This window comes from Sphingopyxis sp. PAMC25046, from assembly GCF_004795895.1.
Classification (GTDB): Bacteria; Pseudomonadota; Alphaproteobacteria; order Sphingomonadales; family Sphingomonadaceae; genus Sphingopyxis.
In genome coordinates, this window is record NZ_CP039250.1 from 1,383,191 (window position 1) to 1,403,824 (window position 20,634).

General features: G+C 66.7%; 19 protein-coding genes. 17 read left to right on the top strand and 2 right to left on the bottom strand.

Annotated features, from left to right (window positions below):
• The first annotated feature begins 223 nt into the window (after positions 1-223).
• Positions 224-505 (top strand): hypothetical protein, encoded by a 282-nt coding sequence (locus E5675_RS06480; RefSeq protein ID WP_136173795.1) that lies wholly within the window; start codon positions 224-226, stop codon positions 503-505.
• On the opposite strand, the gene E5675_RS06485 is transcribed toward E5675_RS06480, so the two are convergent.
• Positions 502-1,884: a Mur ligase family protein gene (locus E5675_RS06485; protein WP_136173796.1), complete on the bottom strand. Its 1,383-nt coding sequence runs from the start codon at positions 1,882-1,884 to the stop codon at positions 502-504. The two genes, E5675_RS06480 and E5675_RS06485, sit on opposite strands and share 4 nt — an antisense overlap.
• Before the next feature lie 157 nt (positions 1,885-2,041).
• On the opposite strand from E5675_RS06485, the gene E5675_RS06490 reads away from it, so the two are divergent.
• From E5675_RS06490 to E5675_RS06505, 4 genes are all read left to right on the top strand, one after another.
• Positions 2,042-2,869, top strand: coding sequence for an LD-carboxypeptidase (locus tag E5675_RS06490; RefSeq protein ID WP_136173797.1), 828 nt, complete (start codon positions 2,042-2,044; stop codon positions 2,867-2,869).
• Positions 2,870-2,997: 128 nt separating this feature from the next.
• Positions 2,998-3,936 (top strand): ACP S-malonyltransferase, encoded by a 939-nt coding sequence (gene fabD, locus E5675_RS06495; RefSeq protein ID WP_136173798.1) that lies wholly within the window; start codon positions 2,998-3,000, stop codon positions 3,934-3,936.
• 26 nt (positions 3,937-3,962) lie between these two features.
• Entirely contained in the window at positions 3,963-4,703 is a 741-nt protein-coding gene (gene fabG / locus E5675_RS06500; protein WP_136173799.1) for a 3-oxoacyl-[acyl-carrier-protein] reductase, read from the top strand.
• A 32-nt stretch (positions 4,704-4,735) separates the two neighbouring features.
• Positions 4,736-5,275 carry a hypothetical protein gene (locus tag E5675_RS06505; RefSeq protein WP_136173800.1) on the top strand — a complete coding sequence of 180 codons (540 nt, stop codon included), beginning with the start codon at positions 4,736-4,738 and terminating at the stop codon, positions 5,273-5,275.
• A 41-nt stretch (positions 5,276-5,316) separates the two neighbouring features.
• On the opposite strand, the gene E5675_RS06510 is transcribed toward E5675_RS06505, so the two are convergent.
• On the bottom strand, positions 5,317-7,434 hold the full coding sequence (locus E5675_RS06510) for a TonB-dependent receptor (protein ID WP_136173801.1): 2,118 nt from the start codon (positions 7,432-7,434) through the stop codon (positions 5,317-5,319).
• A 192-nt stretch (positions 7,435-7,626) separates the two neighbouring features.
• Between E5675_RS06510 and E5675_RS06515 the strand changes: the two genes are divergently transcribed.
• From E5675_RS06515 to E5675_RS06570, 12 genes are all read left to right on the top strand, one after another.
• Positions 7,627-8,604 (top strand): cysteine synthase A, encoded by a 978-nt coding sequence (locus tag E5675_RS06515; protein WP_136173802.1) that lies wholly within the window; start codon positions 7,627-7,629, stop codon positions 8,602-8,604.
• Positions 8,601-8,999, top strand: coding sequence for a hypothetical protein (locus E5675_RS06520; RefSeq protein WP_136173803.1), 399 nt, complete (start codon positions 8,601-8,603; stop codon positions 8,997-8,999). The genes E5675_RS06515 and E5675_RS06520 overlap by 4 nt, the downstream gene beginning before the upstream one ends.
• Positions 8,996-10,159 (top strand): GldG family protein, encoded by a 1,164-nt coding sequence (locus E5675_RS06525; protein ID WP_247594805.1) that lies wholly within the window; start codon positions 8,996-8,998, stop codon positions 10,157-10,159. The genes E5675_RS06520 and E5675_RS06525 overlap by 4 nt, the downstream gene beginning before the upstream one ends.
• Before the next feature lie 276 nt (positions 10,160-10,435).
• Positions 10,436-10,936: a division/cell wall cluster transcriptional repressor MraZ gene (locus E5675_RS06530; RefSeq protein WP_136173804.1), complete on the top strand. Its 501-nt coding sequence runs from the start codon at positions 10,436-10,438 to the stop codon at positions 10,934-10,936.
• On the top strand, positions 10,933-11,910 hold the full coding sequence (gene rsmH, locus E5675_RS06535; RefSeq protein WP_136173805.1) for a 16S rRNA (cytosine(1402)-N(4))-methyltransferase RsmH: 978 nt from the start codon (positions 10,933-10,935) through the stop codon (positions 11,908-11,910). The genes E5675_RS06530 and rsmH overlap by 4 nt, the downstream gene beginning before the upstream one ends.
• Positions 11,904-12,527: a hypothetical protein gene (locus E5675_RS06540; RefSeq protein ID WP_247594806.1), complete on the top strand. Its 624-nt coding sequence runs from the start codon at positions 11,904-11,906 to the stop codon at positions 12,525-12,527. The genes rsmH and E5675_RS06540 overlap by 7 nt, the downstream gene beginning before the upstream one ends.
• Positions 12,524-14,212: a penicillin-binding protein 2 gene (locus E5675_RS06545; RefSeq protein ID WP_136173806.1), complete on the top strand. Its 1,689-nt coding sequence runs from the start codon at positions 12,524-12,526 to the stop codon at positions 14,210-14,212. Before E5675_RS06540 ends, E5675_RS06545 begins: the two co-directional genes overlap by 4 nt.
• Positions 14,212-15,651 carry a UDP-N-acetylmuramoyl-L-alanyl-D-glutamate--2,6-diaminopimelate ligase gene (locus E5675_RS06550; RefSeq protein ID WP_136173807.1) on the top strand — a complete coding sequence of 480 codons (1,440 nt, stop codon included), beginning with the start codon at positions 14,212-14,214 and terminating at the stop codon, positions 15,649-15,651. Before E5675_RS06545 ends, E5675_RS06550 begins: the two co-directional genes overlap by 1 nt.
• Entirely contained in the window at positions 15,648-17,024 is a 1,377-nt protein-coding gene (gene murF, locus E5675_RS06555; RefSeq protein ID WP_136173808.1) for a UDP-N-acetylmuramoyl-tripeptide--D-alanyl-D-alanine ligase, read from the top strand. The genes E5675_RS06550 and murF overlap by 4 nt, the downstream gene beginning before the upstream one ends.
• On the top strand, positions 17,024-18,094 hold the full coding sequence (mraY, locus tag E5675_RS06560) for a phospho-N-acetylmuramoyl-pentapeptide-transferase (protein ID WP_136173809.1): 1,071 nt from the start codon (positions 17,024-17,026) through the stop codon (positions 18,092-18,094). The genes murF and mraY overlap by 1 nt, the downstream gene beginning before the upstream one ends.
• Positions 18,091-19,395, top strand: coding sequence for a UDP-N-acetylmuramoyl-L-alanine--D-glutamate ligase (murD, locus tag E5675_RS06565; RefSeq protein ID WP_136173810.1), 1,305 nt, complete (start codon positions 18,091-18,093; stop codon positions 19,393-19,395). The genes mraY and murD overlap by 4 nt, the downstream gene beginning before the upstream one ends.
• A complete protein-coding gene (locus tag E5675_RS06570) occupies positions 19,392-20,624 on the top strand; it encodes a putative peptidoglycan glycosyltransferase FtsW (protein ID WP_210727617.1) in 1,233 nt (410 codons plus the stop codon). The genes murD and E5675_RS06570 overlap by 4 nt, the downstream gene beginning before the upstream one ends.
• Positions 20,625-20,634: the final 10 nt, after the last annotated feature.

Genomic DNA, 20,634 nt, shown 5'->3' on the forward strand with positions numbered 1-20,634 from the left:
TTCGATTTGGCCGATCGCTGATTTCGCGCCAATCGCGAAACCCCTCCGGCTGTCGTCCGGCTTTGCCTATTGGTGCAAAGCAAACGGGGCGAACGGCACAAGGCCTCGCCCCGAATGAGCGCGCCTATACAGATTCGCGCGCGGAAATCAAGGCCGCGTTCGAAAAGGCTTGCTCCTCTTGGGGTGACACGCAACACTTCTGCCGGGATTCAGGGGGAACGGGATGTTGGAAATTGTTGCGCTGATCGGTCTTTTTAGCTGGGGAATGAACAGCGATCGGCTTGCGTGGAAGCACGCTGGGGCCATTCTGCTGCTGTCGTGCCTCTTCGGCGGACTCGGCGGCATGATTGCGGGCGGGGAAGAGGTTCCGGTAGGTGTCGCCATGATCTTCACGATTGCGTTTGAGTTGGTCCTCGAAACGGTCGTATTCTTCGTCGGCTTCGGTATCGGACGTTATCGGGCGCGCAAGGCAGGCATCAGCAACATCGAAGATACGTTCGGCTAATCGCCAAGGCGGACGAGCAGATCCCTCCCGAATTCGGTGAGCGTGTCGTCGCGCGCGCCGAGGATCAGGATGCGGTCGCCTGCCTTTGCCTCGCCAAGCATCGCCGCGCCGCATGCGGCGCGCGTCGTGAGGTGGACCGCATCGGCGCCGCCGGCCACGATATCGGCGACCAGCGCTTCGCTACCGACGCTTCGGTCGACGGTGCCGCCGAAATAGACGGGGTCACAGACATAGAGCTTGTCGTCGGACCTCATTCCAGCGGCGAAACTCGCCGCCAGTTCCTTGCCCATCTGGCGCAGCGGGCCATAGCCGTGCGGCTGGAAGAATAGCAGGGCGCGGCCCGGCAACTCGGCGACGGCGGCGAGCGTCGCGGCGACTTTATCTGGATTATGTGCGAAATCGTCGATCACGGTGACGCCGCCCGCTTGCCCGAGTACCTCATAGCGCCGCGCGAGACCCGCGAAATCGGCGAGCGCCTCGACCGCCTGCGCCACGGTTACGTCCGCTGCATGCGCCGCCGCGATTGCTGCGAGCGCATTGGCGGCATTGTGGCGGCCGGGCATTCGGAGCTTCACCTGATAGGCGGTGCCGCCTGCATGGACGGCGAAGCGGCACCCGTCGGGCAGCGCCTCGAAATCGCTGCCGCGCACTGTCGCCGCATCGCCGAAACCGAATGTCGCGACATTACCTGCCGACAGCAGCGGCGCCGATTCCGGATCGTCGGCATTGATCACCGCGACGCGCGCCTTCGCGGTAAAATCGCCGAACAACTGATGCAACTCTTCAAGGCTCTTGTGGTCGAGGCTGATATTGGTGACGACCGCGACGTCGGGCGCATAGAGCGCGATCGACCCGTCGCTTTCGTCGACCTCGCTGACATAGATTGCCGCCTCGCCGATTAGTGCGCTGGCGAACGGCATTTCGGCGGCGGCGAAATTGCGCATCACCGCGCCGTTCATCACCGTCGGCTTGCGCCCTGTGCTTTCGAGTATCCAGCCGATCATGCCGGTCACGGTCGACTTGCCGCTCGTTCCCCCGACGCCGATCGCCGTGTCCGCCGCGTTGAACAGTGCCGCATTCAGGTCGGCGCGCGTCATGCGCGGCAAGCCGAGCGCGTTGGCGGCCGCGACATCGGGCACGCTGTCCTCAATCGCGGCCGATGCGACAAGGATCTGCCCCGACTTTGGCCCGTTGCCGTCCTGTGGGAAAAATGCGATACCCTGACCTTCGAGCCAGGCGAATTTCTCGGGCGTCCGGCCTTGGTCGCGGCTGCGATCCGACCCCGAAACCTTGGCGCCGCGCGCCGCGACGATCATCGCGAGCGGCAACATACCCGACCCGCCGATGCCGCAGAAGAAATAGGATTTGTTTTCGGCCATCGCGGCGCGATATGGGCTTGGCAAAGGGTTTGCAACTGGCACTCACCCCAATTTCCGTTCGTGTCGAGCGAAGTCGAGACACCCATCGGAATGGCGTAAGGCCTAAAGCATCTCGACTTCGCTCGATGCGAACGATCAAAGGGGTTAGTTTAAATCCATGCGAATAGGCATTGTTGCCCCGTCGACCCCGATCCTGCCCGACGACGCGGAGGCGGTGCGCGCGCTTGCCAGCCTCGGCTATCCGGACGTCGAACTCGAATTCGACCCGCAATGCTTTTCGACGCACGGCCATTTCGCGGGCGAGGACGGACACCGATTTGCCGCGCTCGTCGAGATGGCGAACCGCCCCGATGTCGACGCGGTGTGGTTCGCGCGCGGAGGTTACGGTGCGTGCCGGATCGCCGAGGATGCGGTCGCGGCGATGACTCACGTGGCGCGCGGCAAGGCCTTCCTCGGCTATTCGGATCAAGGCAATCTGCTCGGCGCGCTCTATCGCGACGGTTTCGACCATGTCGCTCACGGCCCGATGGTTGCCGACATTCGCCGCGAGGGGGGCGACGCGGCGGTGCTCCGTGCGCTCGACTGGCTCGTCGCGCGCGATCCCGCGGCCTGCGAGTCGGGGCTGGAGCATGGCGCGCGCCACGCCGCCTTCAACCTGATGACGCTGTCGATGCTGCTCGGGACCCCGCTCGAGCCCGACCTTTCGGGGCATGTCCTGCTCGTCGAGGAGGTCAGCGAATATCTTTACGCCTTCGACCGCGCCTTTTTCCATGTCGCTACCTATCTCGCACCGCGCGGGCTCGCCGGACTACGGCTGGGGCGGGTAAACGACGTGCCCGAAAACGACCGTCCCTTCGGCATCGAGGCCGAGGAAATCGCGCAGGACTGGTGTGCGCGTACCGGCATCGCTTTCCTTGGCCAGGCCGACATCGGCCACGATGCGGCGAACAAGGTCGTGCCCTTCGGCTTGCATCGCGCCGGGTGAGCGAATAGGCGCAAAACCTTTCCGTCGCCCCCGCCAAGGCTGGGGCCGCCGTCGGCCTATTCCGATGGCGGAGTATAGAATTCCAACGGCCCCCGCCTTCGCGGGGGCGACGATAAAGGTCAGGGGTCATGCGCGCATTCATCTTTCCGGGTCAGGGCAGCCAGTCGGTCGGCATGGGCAAGGCGCTCGCCGACGCTTCGAGCCACGCGCGCGAAGTGTTTCAGGAGGTCGACGACGCGCTCGGGCAGAAGCTGTTCCAGCTGATGAGCGAAGGCCCCGAGGACCAGCTCACGCTCACCGAAAATGCCCAGCCCGCGATCATGGCGAACGCGATCGCGACGCTGCGCGTGCTTGAGAAGGAAGGCGGCGTCAGGCTCGCCGCAAAGGCCGATTATGTCGCGGGCCACAGTCTCGGCGAATATAGCGCGCTTTGTGCCGCGGGCGCCTTCGATCTCGCGACCACCGCGCGGCTTTTGAAGACGCGCGGGCAGGCGATGCAGGCGGCGGTCCCCGTCGGCGTCGGCGCGATGGCGGCGCTGCTCGGCGCCGACATCAACACCGCGCAAAAGCTCGCCGATGCCGCGGCCGAGGGCGAAGTCTGCACCGTCGCCAACGACAATGATCCGTCGCAGGTCGTGATCTCGGGCCACAAGGGCGCGGTCGAACGCGCGGTCGCGCTGGTCAAGGATTATGGCATCAAGCGCGGGGTGCTGCTGCCGGTGTCGGCGCCCTTCCATTGCCCGCTGATGCAGCCTTCCGCCGACGCGATGGCCGAAGCGCTCGGCACCAACCCGCCCGCGGCGCCGCTGGTTCCGGTCGTCGCCAATGTCACTGCGAGCCCGGTGAGCGACGCCGACAGTATTCGCGATCTGCTCGTGAGCCAAGTCACCGGCCGCGTCCGCTGGCGCGAAAGCGCCGTCGCGATGGAAGATATCGGCGTCGCGCAGTTCGTCGAATTCGGCGGCAAGGTTCTCTCGCCGATGGTCAAGCGCAGCGCCGCTGGTGAAGTCGAGACTGTCAGCGTCATTTCGATGGACGACATCGAAGCGCTGCTCAAGACGCTCTAATCGATAAGATTTCAGGAGAAACACAGATGTTCGATCTCACCGGCATGACCGCCCTCGTCACCGGCGCCTCGGGCGGTATCGGTTCGGCCATCGCGCAGGCGCTCGCGGCGCGGGGCGCGCGTCTCGCGGTGTCGGGCTCCAACGCCGACAAACTCGCCGCCTTCCGCGACACGCTCGGCGGCGACCATGTCGCGTTGCCGTGCAATCTCGGCGATGCCGCCGCCGTCGATGCGCTGGTGCCGTCGGCGGTTGAGGCGCTCGGCCAGCTCGACGTCCTCGTTAACAACGCCGGCGTCACGCGCGACAACCTCATCCTGCGGATGAAGGACGACGAATGGTCCGACGTCATCCGCATCAACCTCGAGGCCAATTTCCGCCTCGCGCGCGCGGCTGCGAAGCCGATGATGAAGGCGCGCTTCGGGCGTATCATCTCGATCACCAGTGTCGTCGGTGCGACGGGCAACCCGGGGCAGGCTAATTATGCCGCGTCGAAGGCGGGGGTCACCGGCATGAGCAAGGCGCTGGCGCAGGAACTCGCGAGCCGCGGCATCACGGTCAACTGCGTCGCGCCGGGCTTCATCGCGACCGCGATGACCGATGACCTACCCGACGCACAGAAGGAGGCGCTCAACCAGCGCATTCCCGCAGGCCGGATGGGCGAGGGCAGCGACATCGCCGCTGCGGTCGTTTATCTCGCGTCGAAGGAAGCGGGCTATGTCACCGGCCAGACGTTGCATGTGAACGGCGGCATGGCCATGCTGTCCTGAAGGACGGACCCTCCGGATCGAAAGACGAGTCGATGATGAAGGTTTTGATGGCAGGCACGGCGCTGATGCTCGCGGCGCTGCCCGGCGCGGCCGCAGCGCAAGATGGCGAGAAGCTCGATTGCGTCGTTACTTCGGTGCCCGGCGACACAAAGGCCTCGATCGGCGATGCGATGGCCGGCGGCGGTGACGACGCGTCACGCGAGGCTCTGTTCAAGCAGTTGGCGAGCGTCACCGACGCTTGCGTCACGCGGCACGGCATCGCGGCGGAGCAAAAGGGTCCCTATTTCGACTATAGCCTTGCGCGCATTTCGCGCGATTGGCTGGCGAACGATATCGCTAAACTCGACCTGTCGCCGGCGATCGTCGACAAGGCGCTCGATTTCGGACCCACCGGCGCAAACCCCGATCTGTCGACCGACATGACCGAAGAGCAGATCATGAAGATCGTGCAGGCTTATGTCGAAAGCGGTGTGGACATCGACAAGGTCGATGGCGCGGTCTGGGAAAAGGTCGGCGCTTATGCCGCGGCGACCTCGATTTACTGGAACAAGCGCAAGCTGCTCGCGCCCTGATCGACTGCCGTTGCCCCCGCTTTCGCGGGGGCAACCGATCTTCAGAAGCTAGCCCGCGCCGTCAGACGGAAATCGCGGCCCGCCAGCGGCACATAATCCTTGGTGAAGCTCGCGTGGCGGCGTGCCTCGACGTCGAAGATATTGTTCGCCGACAGGCTGAGCGTCAGATTTTTCGTGTCGGGAAGCGGGCGCCAGCTGAGTGAGGCGTTAACGAGCGTGAAGCCGTCGGTGGGCGTCTCGAACTGCGCGACGCGCGCTTGGTCGTCAGTCCATTCGACCTCGACGCGCGCATCGACGCGCTCGCCCTGCGCTTCGAGCCCGCCGAGCACGCGCAGCGGCGGGATGCGCGGCACATTGCGGTCGAGCCCGGCATTCTTGATTTTCGCGCGCGTCATGTCGGCGGTCACGTCGCCGACGATATTGAAGCCGCCGATCTGCGCGAGCCGCGCGCTCGCCTCGGCCTCGAAGCCATAGACGCGCGCGTCGCGCTGGAAATATTGAAAGACGGGCAGCTCATCCTCTTCGGCGCCGGTCGCGGCCGAATAGATGAAATTGTCGAACCAGTTCGAATAGCCGGTGAGGCTGAGGTTGAAGCCGTCGGACTTGAACTTGAACGAGGCTTCGGCGCCCCAGTTTTTCTCGAGCCGCAGGTTCGGGTCGCCGACCTCGAAGCTCTGCGTCGCGATGTGCGGGCCGTTCGACAGCAATTCCTCGGCCGACGGCGCACGGACCGCGCGCGAGACCGAGACGCCGAACTTTGCGCCTTCGAAAATGTCGTAGGTCGCGCCGAGCGCGCCCGAGAAGCTGTCGAAATTGCGTTCGAAGCCCAGCGTCTGCGCGCGCACATTGGTCTTTTCATAGCGCGCCGCGGCTTCGAGCCCGAGCGGCCCCATCGTATATTCCTGCAGCGTGAACAGCGCGAACTGGTCGGTCAGGTTGCGCGGCACGAAGGCTTCGGCGCCGATCGCGTTGAAATCGCGGTGGTTGTACTGGACGCCGCTCGCGCCGCGCCAGCCGCCGCGGTCGTTCTGCGCCAGCTCGATCCGGCCTTCGATACCCTGATTGGTAAAGATGGTGCCGACCTCGTCGCCTTCGAACTCGGTGTGCTTGTAGTCGGCAAAGCCCGCACGAATACGCAGTTTGTCGAAAAATCCGTCGCCGAGCTCGACTTCGCCGCGCAGGTCGGCGCGCCATTGCTTCATCCCGATGGTGACCGGGCCCTCCTCATGACCCTCTTCCTCTTCGCCCTCATGGTGGTGTTCGGTGCCGGGCCGGGCAGGCACGCCATAATTGCTGTCGAAATAGCTCACCGAAATGCCGAGCTGGCCGCCGTCGTTGATCAGCGATAGCCCGCCGCCGGCGGTCCATGTTTCGCTCTGCGTATTGTCGATCTTGCCGCGCTTGCCCGCCTGTTCGGTCAGTTCGGCCGCCTCGTCGGCATGGCCTTCCTCGGCCTCTTCGGCTGCAAGGTCGAGCAATTCGCCGCGCAGACCGGGGGCGTAGACGAAGCCTCCCGAACGGGTGTCGCCCGTCTTGCGCCAGCTGCCGTCGACATGCGCGACGATCTGCGGGCTCAGCGCGACGTCGATCGAGCTGCCGATGTTGCGGTCGTTTGCCGCGGTCGCATAGCCGCCGATCGCATCGACATGGACATGGTCGGCGGGAACCTTGCGCGGGATCCGGCGGTCGAACAGATTGACCGCGCCGCCGATCGCCTGGCTGCCGAACAGCAGCACCGCGGGGCCGCGCAGGATTTCGACGCGCTCGACCGTCAGCGGGTCGATCGTCACCGCGTGGTCGGCCGACGTGTTCGAAGCGTCGATCGACCCGATGCCGTCGGTCAGGACCTTGACGCGCTCGCCCGAAAAGCCGCGCAGGACGGGCCGCGACGCGCCCGGCGAAAAGCTCGTCGCCGACACGCCCGGTTGCCGCGTCAGCGTGTCGCCGATCTGCCCGCGAATGTCGCGTGCCAGCTCGTCGCCCTCGAGCACCGAAACATTGCCGAGAATGTCGAGGCTGCGGACATAGGGCGCGGTGACCACGATCGGCTCGCCCGTGTGCACATCGTCGTCGCTGCCCGCATTGGCGCGGTCCTGCGCAAAGACGGGGGCGGCGAGGAAAAGGGCAAAGGTAAAACCGGCGGAACAAAGCAAACGCATGAGGGGAGAGTCCTGTAATTTTGGCGACCAGATGGCGCGTCAGTAATGATATACTGTCACAATGACAACCCCCGATGCATGCCGGACCTGTCGTTCGTCGGGCCCCGGCGCCCGTTGGTCGACAAGGCCGACCATCGGCGGGGCAAGCGAAGCTGTCTTGCGGGGCCGCGGGCGCCGCCCTAGATCATGCGCATGACTATTGCTGCAAACAGCCTCGACCTGATCGGCAACACTCCGCTGGTGCTGCTGAAGGGGCCGAGCGAAGCGACCGGCTGCGAAATCTGGGGCAAGTGCGAATATGCGAATCCCGGCGGTTCGGTGAAGGACCGCGCCGCGCTCTATATCGTCCGCGATGCCGAGGCGAACGGCAGCCTGCGCCCCGGCGGCACGATCGTCGAGGGGACGGCGGGCAACACGGGAATCGGGCTGGCGCTCGTCGCCAATGCCTTGGGGTACAAGACGATCATCGTCATGCCCGACAATCAAAGCGCCGAGAAGATGGCCACGATCCGTGCCTTGGGCGCCGAGCTGGTGCTCGTTCCGCCCGCGCCCTTCGCCAACCCCGGCCACTTCGTCCACACCTCGCGCCGCATCGCCGAGGAAACCGACAATGCGATCTGGGCGAACCAGTTCGACAATATCGCCAACCGCAAGGCGCATATCTTCGGCACGGCCGAGGAAATCTGGGAACAGATGGACGGCCGCATCGATGGCTTCACCTGCGCCGCGGGTACGGGAGGCACGATCGCGGGCACCGGGCTCGGGCTGAAGGCGCATAATTCGGACGTCGTCATCGCGCTCACCGATCCGCATGGCGCGGGGCTCTATAATTATTATCAGTGCGGCGAGCTGAAGCCCGAGGGGTCGAGCGTCGCCGAAGGCATCGGGCAGAACCGTATCACCGCCAATCTGGAAGGCGCGCCGATCGATACCCAGTTCCGCATCTCGGACGCCGAAGGGCTTGCCGTCGTCCGCCGCCTGCTCGACGAGGAGGGGCTGTGCCTCGGCCTTTCGTCGGGGATCAATGTCGCCGGCGCGATGGCGCTCGCGCGGCAACTGGGCCCGGGAAAACGCATCGCAACCATCCTCTGCGACAGCGGGTTTCGCTATCTCTCGACGCTCTACAACCCCGAATGGCTGGCGAGCAAGGGACTGGAGACGGCAGCATGAGCATGCGGATTGACACCCCCTCGGCGCCCAAGCCGCAGGCACCGCCGCCCGCGGCGTCGCCGGTCCACGACACGATGCGGCGGCTGCAGATCGGCATCGCCGGCGTGCTCACGGTGCTGTTGCTCGTCGGCATGGCAGGGCTGATCGGCGAGCGCGCGCGCGAACGGGCCGAAGCCGAGGCTCCGGCAACGACCGAGGTTAAGATGCCCGGCGCAGAACCCGCCGTCGGCGCGCCGCTTGAAGAACTTGGCGTCCAGCCGGTCTCGCCGTCATCGTCGAAGGATGAAAATGCGGCGACCGCAGTTAAGGTCCCGCAGGCGGTGGCGCCGGCGGCGACCGTTCCCGATCTCGAACCCGATCCCGAACTCCAGCGCGCGCGCCAGTCGAAACAGTGATCGCGGTATCGCGCGGGCCGGTGCTGCGCGCTTTCGTCATCTCCGTTGCCATCGTCGCCCTGGCGTGGGTCGCTGGCGGGCAGGCGCTGCTCGGGCGCGTCGATCCCGCGCTCGCTGTCCCCTTGCTCGCGCCCCCGATGCTGCTTCTCGCCTGGTGGCAGCGCCGCGAACCCGCCGCGGCGCGGCGGCGCACTTCGTTTCTGGCGCTGGCATTTCTGGTTGCGGCGCAGGCGCTGCTCGGGCTTGCGCTTGCCGGATCGGCCGGCTGGCCGCAACTGCTGCTGGTCGTCGTTGCGGCGGGCGTCGCCGCGTCGCTCGCCGATCTGATCGTCCAGTGGCGTCCGCGGCCGGCATTCCTGTCATGGCTCGCCGCGTTCGCGCTCGCCGTCGGCTGGTTCGCGGCGGGGCACGCGCTGCTCGCTATCCTCTACCGCCCCGCCGCCGCGCGCGCGAAGGCGCCCGCCGTCACCATGCTCACCGGCCTGCCGCTGCGCTGGTCGGGTGTCGGCGACATCGCCGCGATGATCGCCGAGGGGGCCAATGACGACCCTGCGCTCGTGCGGCTAACCGCGGCCGGCCCGGTATCGCTCGTCGACAGCCTCGCCGATCATGTCCCGCCCCCCGACGGAACGCTGCTGCTCGCGCATCCGCGCGCGCTCGCGCCGCAGGAACTGGTGGTGATCGACGCCTTTGTGCGCGGCGGCGGCCGCGCGGTCGTTCTCGCCGACGCGCTGTCGGGCTGGCCCGCGCGCCACCCGCTCGGCGACCCGCGCAACCCGCCGGTGACGAGCCTGCTGACGCCGCTGCTCGATCATTGGGGCGTCACGCTCGACTCTGCTCCAACCGGCGAGGACGACGCGCTGCCTGTTGACATCGACGGCGCGCGTCTCCGGCTCTTCAGCGCCGGCCGCTTTGATCGCCTTCCTCGTCAATGCCGGGCCTTTGCCGGCAGGCGCGTCACCCGCTGTTCGATAGGCGAGGGGGAGGTGTGGCTCGTCGGCGACGCCGACCTCCTCTTCGCCCCACTCTGGCAGCCGCTCGTGCCCGGCGCCGACCATCTGCGGCGGGCCGACACGATGGAGTGGCTTTCCGCGCGCCTCTGGCCCGGCGCGGGCATCGCGCTGCTCCACCCGCTCTGGATTCGCACCAGCACGACCTGAGTCGGCGTTTCGCCCCAATTCACCCCGATCGAAACTCCCCGACGGTGCCTCCGCCGCGCCGCGCGACCGCCATTTACCCAATTCGGAGTGCTTTTTGCGGCAAATAGGGGCTAGATTCCCTATTCTACCCTAAAATACCCCTTTTCACCCCGATCTATAGTTGATACTCAAGCAAGTGGAGAGGGGCATTCTCCACCTAGGCCGAACCATCCGGAATCCTGTGATTCCGGGGCCGGGAAAGTTTTGCCCGGCGGCGCGGATACGGGGGGCAGAGCGATGGCGATTGTGACGCCCGGCCAGTATGCGGGCACCAATTTCGCCGCGATCGATGGCAAGGGGCGCATCGCCGTCCCCTCTCAGTTCCGCAACAACGTGCCCCTCAATGCGGACGGCCAGCGCGTGCTCTGGGTCGGTTTCCACGAAAAACTGCCCTGCCTCGTCGCCTACGGCCAGGATCAGTATGACCGGCTGAACGGCGAGATCGAGCGCGACCGCGAAACCGCGCGGCTGCGCAACCTCGATTTCGACGAGGACAGCGAGTTCAAGAAGCGCTTCAGCTACACCGAGCCCTACACGCTCGACGACAGCGGTCGCTTCCTTCCCAGCTTCATCCACCGCGACCGCGTCGGCGATGCCGGCGCGACGGCTTTTGTGGGGTCGGGCCGCCGCCTCGAAATCTGGTGGCTGCCGACGCTGGCCGAATGCGCCGACGCTGATCCGGTGCTCCAGCGCCTCGCTGCCTCTTGGGATGCCACGAAAGGGAAGGGGCGCAAATGACCGACCTCCCCCGCGATCCCCGTCACGATCCGGTCCTCCGCGAAGAAGTCATCGCCGCGCTCGCCATCGCCCCGGGTGAGCGCCACGTCGATGCGACTTTCGGCGCCGGCGGCTATACCCGCGCGATGCTCGCCGCGGGCGCCGATGTCGTCGCCTGCGACCGCGATCCCGACGCGATCGCCGAAGGGCAAGCGCTCGTCGCCGAAGCCGGCGGCAAGCTGACGCTGGTCCACGGTCGTTTTGGCGAGATCGACCGGCTGCTCGCCGAGCGCGGGATCGATGCCGTCGACGGCATCACCTTCGACATCGGCGTCTCGTCGATGCAACTCGACCGCGACGAACGCGGCTTTTCCTTTCAAAAGGACGGCCCGCTCGACATGCGCATGGCGCAGGAGGGTGAAAGCGCCGCCGACTGGCTCAACCGCGCCGACGAGACCGAGATCGCCGACGTGCTCTTTCACTATGGCGACGAACGCCAGTCGCGCCGTGTCGCGCGCGCGATTGTCGCCGCGCGTCCGCTCACTCGCACCGCCGAACTCGCGACCGTGATCCGCAAGGCGCTGCGCCATCCGCCGGGCGCGCCCAAGGATCCCTCGACCAAAAGCTTTCAGGCGATCCGCATCCACATCAACAGCGAGCTCGACGAACTGGTCGCGGGCCTTTCCGCCGCCGAACGCCTGCTGCGTCCCGGCGGCCGGCTCGCCGTCGTCAGCTTTCACAGCACCGAGGATCGGATCGTGAAGAATTTCCTGCGCGAACGCAGCGGTGGCGATGCCGCGGGTTCGCGTCACCGGCCCGCGCCGATCCCTCTGGCGCGGGCCGCAACTTTCGAGACCCCGGCGCGCAAAGTGCGCCCGGGCAAGCAAGAGGAAGCGCGCAATCCGCGCGCGCGTTCGGCAACGCTGCGCAGCGCGGTCCGCACCGCTGCGCCCGCTTGGCCGGATAGTTCGATGAAGGAGGCGATGTCATGTTGATGGCGGCCCGCAAGCTCCAGGGAATCGGTCTGGTCCTGCTCGTGCTCATCTTCGCGATGATGCTGTATCCCGTGTCGCTCAAGGTAGCGGCGACGCGCAGCGAACTGACGCGTATCGAGCGCGATATCGTCCGGACGCGCGACAATATCCGCTACCTCGAATCCGAACTCGCGGTGCGCGCCTCGATGCGCCAGCTCGAACAGTGGAACGCCGACGCGTTCGGCTATTCGGCACCCGACTCGACGCAATATCTGGAAAGCGAGCGCCAGCTTGCCTCGCTCGACCGGCTCCCGCGCGCGCGCGGCGCCAACGAGGTCGCGCCGGTGCTGATGGCGATGGTCTCGCCGGTCGCGGTGGCGGCCGCGCCAACGGAAAGCCCGGTCGCAAGCAAGCCTGCGGCGGCAAAGCCTGCCGCGCCCAAGCCCGCCGCCGCGAAGCCCGTTATGCTCGCGCAGGCCGATACCGGCGTGCGCAGCGACGTGACGCCGCGTATGGCGCCGACGCGCCGCCGCGAGCAGCTCAAGATGATCGAGGATCAGTTGCTCGCCGAATCGACGCTCGCCGATTTGAAGCGCGCCGCCGCCATCGAAGCCGCGGGAGGCAAGCCCGGCCGATGAACACGCTCGTCGTCCGTCCGACGCGGGTCCGAACCGCCGGGGTGCGGCAGCAGATATTGCTGACCGCGCAACAGCGTTTGATGATCCTGATGCTGCTGTTCATGGCGGCATTTTTCGTCGTGTCGGGGCGCCTTCTTTATTTCGCGCTGTTTGATACCTCGTCGGGCCGTTCGGCGGCGACGGCGTTCGTGCCCGCTCGCGCGGATATCGTCGACCGTAACGGCGTACCGCTCGCGCGCACGATCGACGGCTATTCGATCCGCGTCGTGCCGTCGAAACTGCTCAACGACCGACAATATCTGGCGGCCGAGCTCCACAAGATCTTCCCCGACATGACGCGCCAGGATCTGCTGGCAAAGCTGACCGGGCCGCGCCCGACCTATATCCGCCGCCGCGCGCTGCCCGATCAGGTCGCGGCGGTGAATGCGATCGGCGACGTCGGTTTCGACTTCCCGCGCGAAAAGGAACGCCTCTATCCGCAGCTCACGCTCGCGGCGCATGTGCTCGGCTTCATCAACGCCGACGGCCATGGCGTGACAGGGGTCGAGGGCGCGTTCGACCAGCGGCTGATTGACGAGGCGACGCGCGGGCACCCGCTCGCGCTGTCGATTGACGCGCGCGTGCAGGGGGTCCTCGAAAGCGAGCTGAGCGCGGCGGTTACCAATCTGGAAGCCATCGGCGGCGCGGGCGTGATCCTCGACGTCCACACCGGCGAAGTCGCCGCGATGACCTCGCTTCCGACCTATAACCCCAACAAGTTGCTGGGCAGCGATCCGGGTACGCGGCGCAACGCCGTCACCTATAATCTCTACGAGCTCGGCTCGACCTTCAAGCCGCTGTCGATCGGCGCCGCGATCGACGACGGCACGGTGACCAGCATGGCGCGCCGCTACGACGCGACGGCGCCGCTCCCGATTGCGGGCTTTCGTATCCGCGACAGCCACCCCGGCCGCTGGTACAACGTGCCGGAGACGCTGATCGAAAGCTCGAACATCGCGACCGCGCGTATCGCCGACGAGCTGGGTCGCGAGAATCTGGAGCGCCTGTTCCGCGACCTCAATTTCGACAAGCGCCCCGAAATCGAGCTCAAGGAACGCGCTTTCCCGCTCTGGCCCAGGAACTGGGGCCGGGTGACGACGATGACGACGAGCTATGGTCATGGCATCGCGGTGACGCCGCTTCATCTCGCCAGCGCCTATGCCGCGCTCGTCAACGGCGGCATCTATCGTCCCGCGACGATGCTCAGGCTCGGTGACAAGCCGCCGCCGCAGGGGCGCCGCGTGTTCAAGGCGTCGACCAGCGCGCGGATGCGCCAGCTGCTGCGCCTGATCGTTTCGGACGGCACGGGCAAGCAGGCCGACGCCCCCGGCTTTCGGGTCGGCGGCAAGACCGGATCGGCCGAAAAGCCGGGCGCGGGTGGTTATCGCCGCCATTCGCTTGTCTCGACCTTCGCCGCGGCCTTCCCGATGGATAATCCGCGCTATATCGTGCTTGTGATGATCGACGAGCCCAAGGGCAACGCCTATAGCTCAGGGCAGCGCACCGCGGGCTGGACCGCGGCGCCGGTGGTGCGCAAGGTCGTGACCCGCGCGGGCCCGATGCTCGGCGTCTTCCCCGACGAAAGCCGCGACGTCGACGTCTCCGAACTCACGCCGCTGTTACGGAGAGAGGAGGAAGCGCACTGATGCGTCTCGCCGCGCTGCTCGAGGATCAGGCGCTGGAGGGGGGCGATCCGGTGGTGACGGGGCTCGCGATCGATCATCGCAAGGTCGCACCGGGCACGATTTTCGGCGCTTTCGTCGGCGAAAATTTCAATGGCGAGGATTTCATTCCCGCCGCTGTCGATGCGGGCGCGGTCGCCGTCGTCGCGCGGCCCGAGGCGAAGGTGGAGGGCGCGGTGCACGTCGCACACGCCAACCCGCGCCGTGCCTTCGCGCATATCGCGGCGCGCTTCTTTCACCGTTTTCCCGCGACCTCGGTCGCGGTGACCGGAACCAACGGCAAGACCTCGACCGTCGAAATGACGCGCCAGCTGTGGCGCATGGCCGGCTTCAACGCCGCCTCGATCGGCACGCTCGGTATCACGACATCGATGGAAAGCGCTTCGACGGGGCTGACCACGCCCGACATCGTCACCTTTCTGTCGACCATGTCGGGCCTTGCCGCCGAGGGCGTCACGCACGCGGCGTTCGAGGCGTCGAGCCACGGCCTCGACCAGTATCGCACCGAGGGGCTGCCCGTGAAGGCAGCGGCCTTCACCAACCTCAGCCACGACCATCTCGACTATCATGGCACGATGGAGGCCTATCTCGCGGCCAAGCTTCGCCTCTTCGCCGAGGTGGTCGAGCACGGCGGCGCGGCGGTGGTCTGGGCCGACGATGACTATTCGCCCGCTGTGATCGATGCGGCAGAGGCGCGCGGCACCCGCCTGCTGACCGTCGGCACGAAAGGCGAGGCGCTCCGCCTCGTCTCGCGTGCGCCGTCCCAGCTAGGCCAGTCGCTGGTGATTGCGGCGGGCGACGCTGCGCACAAGGTCAACCTGCCGCTGATCGGCGCCTATCAGGTCGCGAATGCATTGGTATCGGCAGGACTCGTCATTGCGACCGGCGGCGACATCGGCCAGACACTCGCCAACCTCGCGCGGCTCCAGCCGGTGCGCGGGCGGCTCGAACGCGCCGCTATCACCAGGGCGGGCGCCCCGGTCTATGTCGACTATGCGCACACACCCGACGCGATCGAGGCGGCGCTCGACGCGCTGCGCCCGCATGCGTCCGGCCGCCTGATCCTCGTCTTCGGGGCGGGCGGCGACCGCGACCAGGCGAAGCGTCCCGAAATGGGCAAGGTTGCCGCCGCCAAGGCCGACGTGCTCATCATCACCGATGACAATCCGCGCGGCGAAAATCCCGCCGCCATCCGCGCCGCGATCGCCGCCGCGGCCCCGAATTCGCAAGTAATCGGCGACCGCCGCGCCGCGATCGCCGCCGCGATCGCCGAAGCGCAGGCCGACGATATTATCTGTATCGCAGGCAAGGGACACGAACAGGGTCAGATCGTCGGGCGCGGCGACGACATGCGGGTGATTCCCTTCGACGATGTCACCGTAGCGCGCGAGGAGGCGGCATGAACCCGCTCTGGACCGCGCGCGCCATCGCCTCCGCCACGGATGGCACCGCCAGCGCCGACTTCACCGTGCAGGGCGTCGCGTTCGACTCGCGCGAGGTGACGAAGGGCGACCTCTTCATCGCGATGAAGGGCGAAACCGCCGACGGCCATGCCTTCATCGACAAGGCGATTGCGGCGGGCGCCGCGGGCATAATCTGCGAAACCCAAATCGACCATCCGCATGTCCGCGTTGCCGACAGCGCGGCGGCGCTGAATGCGCTGGGCATCGCATCGCGTGCGCGCAGCCATGGCCGCATCATCGGCGTCACCGGTTCGGCGGGCAAGACGGGGACGAAGGAGGCGCTGTTCGCCGCGCTCGACCGTTTCCGCCCCGGCAAGGCGCATCGCTCGGTCAAAAGCTACAACAATCATGTCGGCGTGCCGCTCAGCCTCGCGCGCATGCCATCTACCGTCGATTATGGCATATTCGAGATGGGGATGAACCACGCGGGCGAGCTTGCAGCGCTGACGCGGATAGTGCGCCCGCACGTCGCCATCGTCACCACCATCGCCCCCGCGCATATGGAATATTTCGGCAGCGAGGAAGCGATCGCCGACGCGAAGGGCGAGATTTTCGAAGGGCTCGAGCCCGGGGGCACCGCGATCGTCCCGTTCGACAGCCCGCATTATGCGCGCCTTCGCGCCAAGGCCGAGCAGCACGCCGCGCACCTCGTCAGCTTCGGGCTGAACGAGGGCGCCGACGTCCGCGCGGTCGACTGGCTGCCCGACGGGCAGGGCGGTTCGCTCGTCACCGCCGAGGTGCAGGACTCGCTGCTCTGCTTTACCATCGCGCAGGCCGGCGCGCACTGGGTCGCCAATTCGCTCGCGGTGCTCGCCGCGGTGAAGGCGGTCGGCGGCGATTTGCCCGCAGCGGGCCTCGCCTTCGCCGAAATGGGCGGCCTCACAGGGCGCGGCGCGCGTCACCGGGTCGAAGTGCCCGGCGGCGACATCCTCGTCATCGACGAAAGCTATAACGCCAACCCCGCCTCGATGGCGGCGACGATCGGTCAGCTCGGGACCGAATCCGCAGGCCGCAAGGTTGCGATTCTCGGTGCGATGAAGGAGCTCGGTCCCGACGGCGAAGCCTATCACGCCGCGCTTGCCGCTCCGCTCGTCGCGGCCGGAGTGCAATTCGCCCTGCTTGTCGGCGAAGAGATGGCGCCGCTCGCCAAAGCACTTGAGGGCCGCATCGATTTCGAGCATGTGGCCGCCCACCCGGCCGCGGTAGGGCGGCTCGGTGACCTGATCCGCGCCGGCGACGCCGTGCTGGTCAAGGGGTCGAACAGCGTCGGCCTGTCGCATGTCGTGACGGCGCTGATCAGTGGGGATTATTGATGTTATATTGGCTGGCGGAATGGCTTGGCTTTCCGGGGGCTCTCAACCTTATCCGCTACCTGAGCTTCCGCTCGGGCGCCGCGGTCGCGACCGCGATGATCCTCGGGCTGTGGATCGGGCCGCGCTTCATCCTGATGCTGCGCATGCGGCAGGGGAAGGGGCAGCCGATCCGCGACGACGGCCCGCAGAGCCACCTCGCCAAAAAGGGCACGCCGACGATGGGCGGGCTGATGATCCTCATTTCGCTGATGATTTCGGCGCTGCTCTGGATGGACCTCTCCAACCGTTTCGTCTGGGCCTGCCTGTTCGTCTCCGCGGGTTTCGCGGTGGTCGGCTTCCTCGACGATTACGACAAGGTGACCAAGGCCAGCCATCGCGGCATTCCGGGGCGCGTGCGCCTGCTCATCGAATTCCTGATCGCGGGCGTCGCGGTGCTGCTCATCGTGTCGCGTACCGGCACCGATCTCTACCTGCCCTTCTTCAACGACGTCTATGTCCCGCTCGGCCCACTCTATTATGTCTTCGCGATGGTGCTGATCGTCGGTTTCGGCAACGCGGTGAACCTCACGGACGGGCTCGACGGGCTCGCGACCTTTCCGGTGATCATCGCCAGCCTGACGTTCCTCGTCATCGTCTATCTGTCGGGCAACGTGAAATTCGCCGAATATCTCGGCATCCCGCACGTTCCCGGCGCGGGCGAGCTCGCGGTGTTCGCCGCCGCGATCATCGGCGCCTGCCTCGCCTTCCTCTGGTTCAATGCGCCCCCCGCCGCTGTCTTCATGGGCGACACGGGCAGCCTCGCGCTCGGCGGCGCGCTCGCGACGATCGCGGTCACGGCGCAGCATGAGCTGGTCCTCGTCCTCGTCGGCGGGCTGTTCGTGGTCGAGGCGCTGTCGGTGATCATCCAGGTCTTCTGGTACAAAAGGACGGGCAAGCGCGTCTTTCGCATGGCGCCGATCCACCATCACTTCGAGCAATTGGGCTGGCCCGAATCGACCGTCGTCATCCGCTTCTGGATCGTCTCGATCGTCCTCGCGCTGGCAGGGCTCGCGACCTTGAAACTCCGGTGATCACCTCGCGCGCCTTTGCCGGTCGCCGCTATGCGGTGCTGGGGCTGGCGCGCTCGGGCCTCGCGACAGTCGAGGCGCTCGTCGCCAGCGGCGCCGGCGTCACCGCCTGGGACGAGCGCGAGGACGCGCGCGACGAGGCGATGGCGCTAGGCGCCGATATCGGCAACCCGCTCGAAATCGACCTCGTCGGTTTCGCGGGCGTTGTCGTCTCGCCTGGCGTGCCGCTCAATCGCCACCCCATCGCAGCGCACGCGCGCGAAGCGCATGTCCCCGTCATCGGCGACATCGAACTCTTTGCCGAAGCCGAGGGCGACCTGCCACCGCACAAGCTCGTCGGCATCACCGGCACCAACGGCAAGTCGACCGTAACCGCGCTCGTCACCCACATGCTCGAAAGCGCGGGCGTGCCGGTGCTGATGGGCGGCAATATCGGTCTGCCGATCCTCAGCCGCGAGCCCTTAACCGAAGGCGGGGTCTACGTCCTCGAACTGTCGAGCTACCAGATCGATCTCGCGCACAGTCTCGCGTGCGATATCGCGGTGCTGACCAACCTAAGTCCCGATCACCTCGACCGCTACGACGGTTTCGCGGGCTATGCCGCATCGAAGGCCCGCCTGTTCAGCCTCCAGCACCGCGATCAGGTCGCAATCGTCGCGGTCGACGACGATCCTTCGAAGATGATCGCGGGGCGCATCAACCACCGTCTCCACCGCGTGTCGGGCAAGGATATCGACCCCGTAGACCAGATGCGCTGGCCCGCGCTGCAGGGGCCGCACAACGCCCAGAACGCCGTCTGCGCGATCGCGGTGTGCCGCGTGTTGGGGCTGGACGACGAGCAGATCGAACGCGGCCTCGCGACCTACACGTCGCTGCCGCATCGCATGGAATTGGTCGGCGAAGCCGATGGTGTGCGCTGGTTCAACGACAGCAAGGCCACCAACGCGGCTTCCGCTGCACCGGCGCTGGCGGCGTTCCCGCCGGCGCCGGACCAGCGTTTGCACTGGATCGCCGGCGGACAGGCAAAGGGCGACGGGCTCGCGGCGTGCCGTCCCTGGTTCGGCCACGTCAAGCGCGCCTATCTGATCGGCGAGGCGATGGAGCCGTTCGCGGCCGAGATTGGCGACGCGGTCCCGGTCGAGCGGTCGGGCGACCTGGCGGCGGCGGTGAAGCAGGCGGCGGCGGCGGCGCAGCCCGGCGACATCGTCCTGCTGTCGCCCGCCTGCGCCTCCTTCGACCAGTTCAAGGATTATGAACAGCGCGGCGATGCGTTCCGCGCCGCCGTACAGGCGCTCGGGGCATGAGCGGGGGGGACAATATGGACGCGACCGAACGCCCGGTGATCGCCACGACGCGCACGACCAAACGCCGCGGCCCGCGCCTCAGCCGCGCCGACCGCACGCCGCTCGGCCTGTGGTTCTGGGAAATCGACCGCGTCCTGCTGCTGCTCGTCTCGATCCTCGTCGCGGTCGGGCTCGTCGCGGTCGCGGCGGCATCGCCCGTCGCGGCGCAGAAACTCTCGACCTCGGCCGCCGCGCTCGACCCGCTCTATTATTTCTATCGCCAGCTGATGTGGGTGATCGTCGGCGTCCCGGTGATGCTGATGGTGTCGATGCTGCCCAAGCCGCAGGCGCGGCGCTTCGCGATTTACGGCACGATCGCCTTCCTTGCGCTCCTGTTCCTCGTACCGCTGGTCGGCACCTCGGTGAACGGCGCGCAGCGCTGGCTCGGCAGCGGGATGTTCCGGCTGCAGCCGTCCGAGTTTCTGAAGCCCTTCTTTGCGGTGTCGCTCGCCTGGGTGTTGTCGCTGCGCCTTCACGACCAGAGCCTGCCCGTTGTCCCGCTCGCCGCGGCGCTCACCGGGGTCATCGCGCTGTTGCTGATGGGTCAGCCCGACCTCGGGCAGACGGTCATCTTCGCCGCGACCTGGTTCGTGCTCGTCCTCGTCGCCGGCCTTTCCATGCGGATCATGGGGATGCTTGCGGGCACCGGCGTCGCCGGCCTCATCCTCGCCTATTTCTTCTATCCCGTAGCGCAGCAACGCATCAACATCTGGCTGTTCGACAAGGGCGACAGCTTTCAGGTCGATAAGGCGCATGCGACGCTGACCGCTGGCGGGCTGATCGGCACCGGTCCTGGCGCCGGGCTCGCCAAGTTCCAGCTGCCCGAAGCGCACACCGACTATATCTTCTCGGTAATCGGCGAGGAGTTCGGGATGATCGCGTGCATCGCGATCGCGGCGCTCTATCTCGCGATCATCGTCCGTGTGCTCGTGCGCCTGCTCGACGAGGAGGACAGCTTCCTCATCCTCGCGGTCGCGGGGTTGATCGCGCAGTTCGGCGGACAGGCGGTGATCAACATGGGGGTGAACACGCAGATCTTCCCGTCGAAGGGGATGACCTTGCCTTTCATCTCCTACGGTGGCTCCTCTTTCATCGCCCTGTCGATCGGCATGGGTTTGCTCTTGTCGCTGACCCGGCGAAACCCCTATGCGGCACGGGTGTCGATGACCCGCAACTGGAACAAGAAATGAGCGCCCAAAA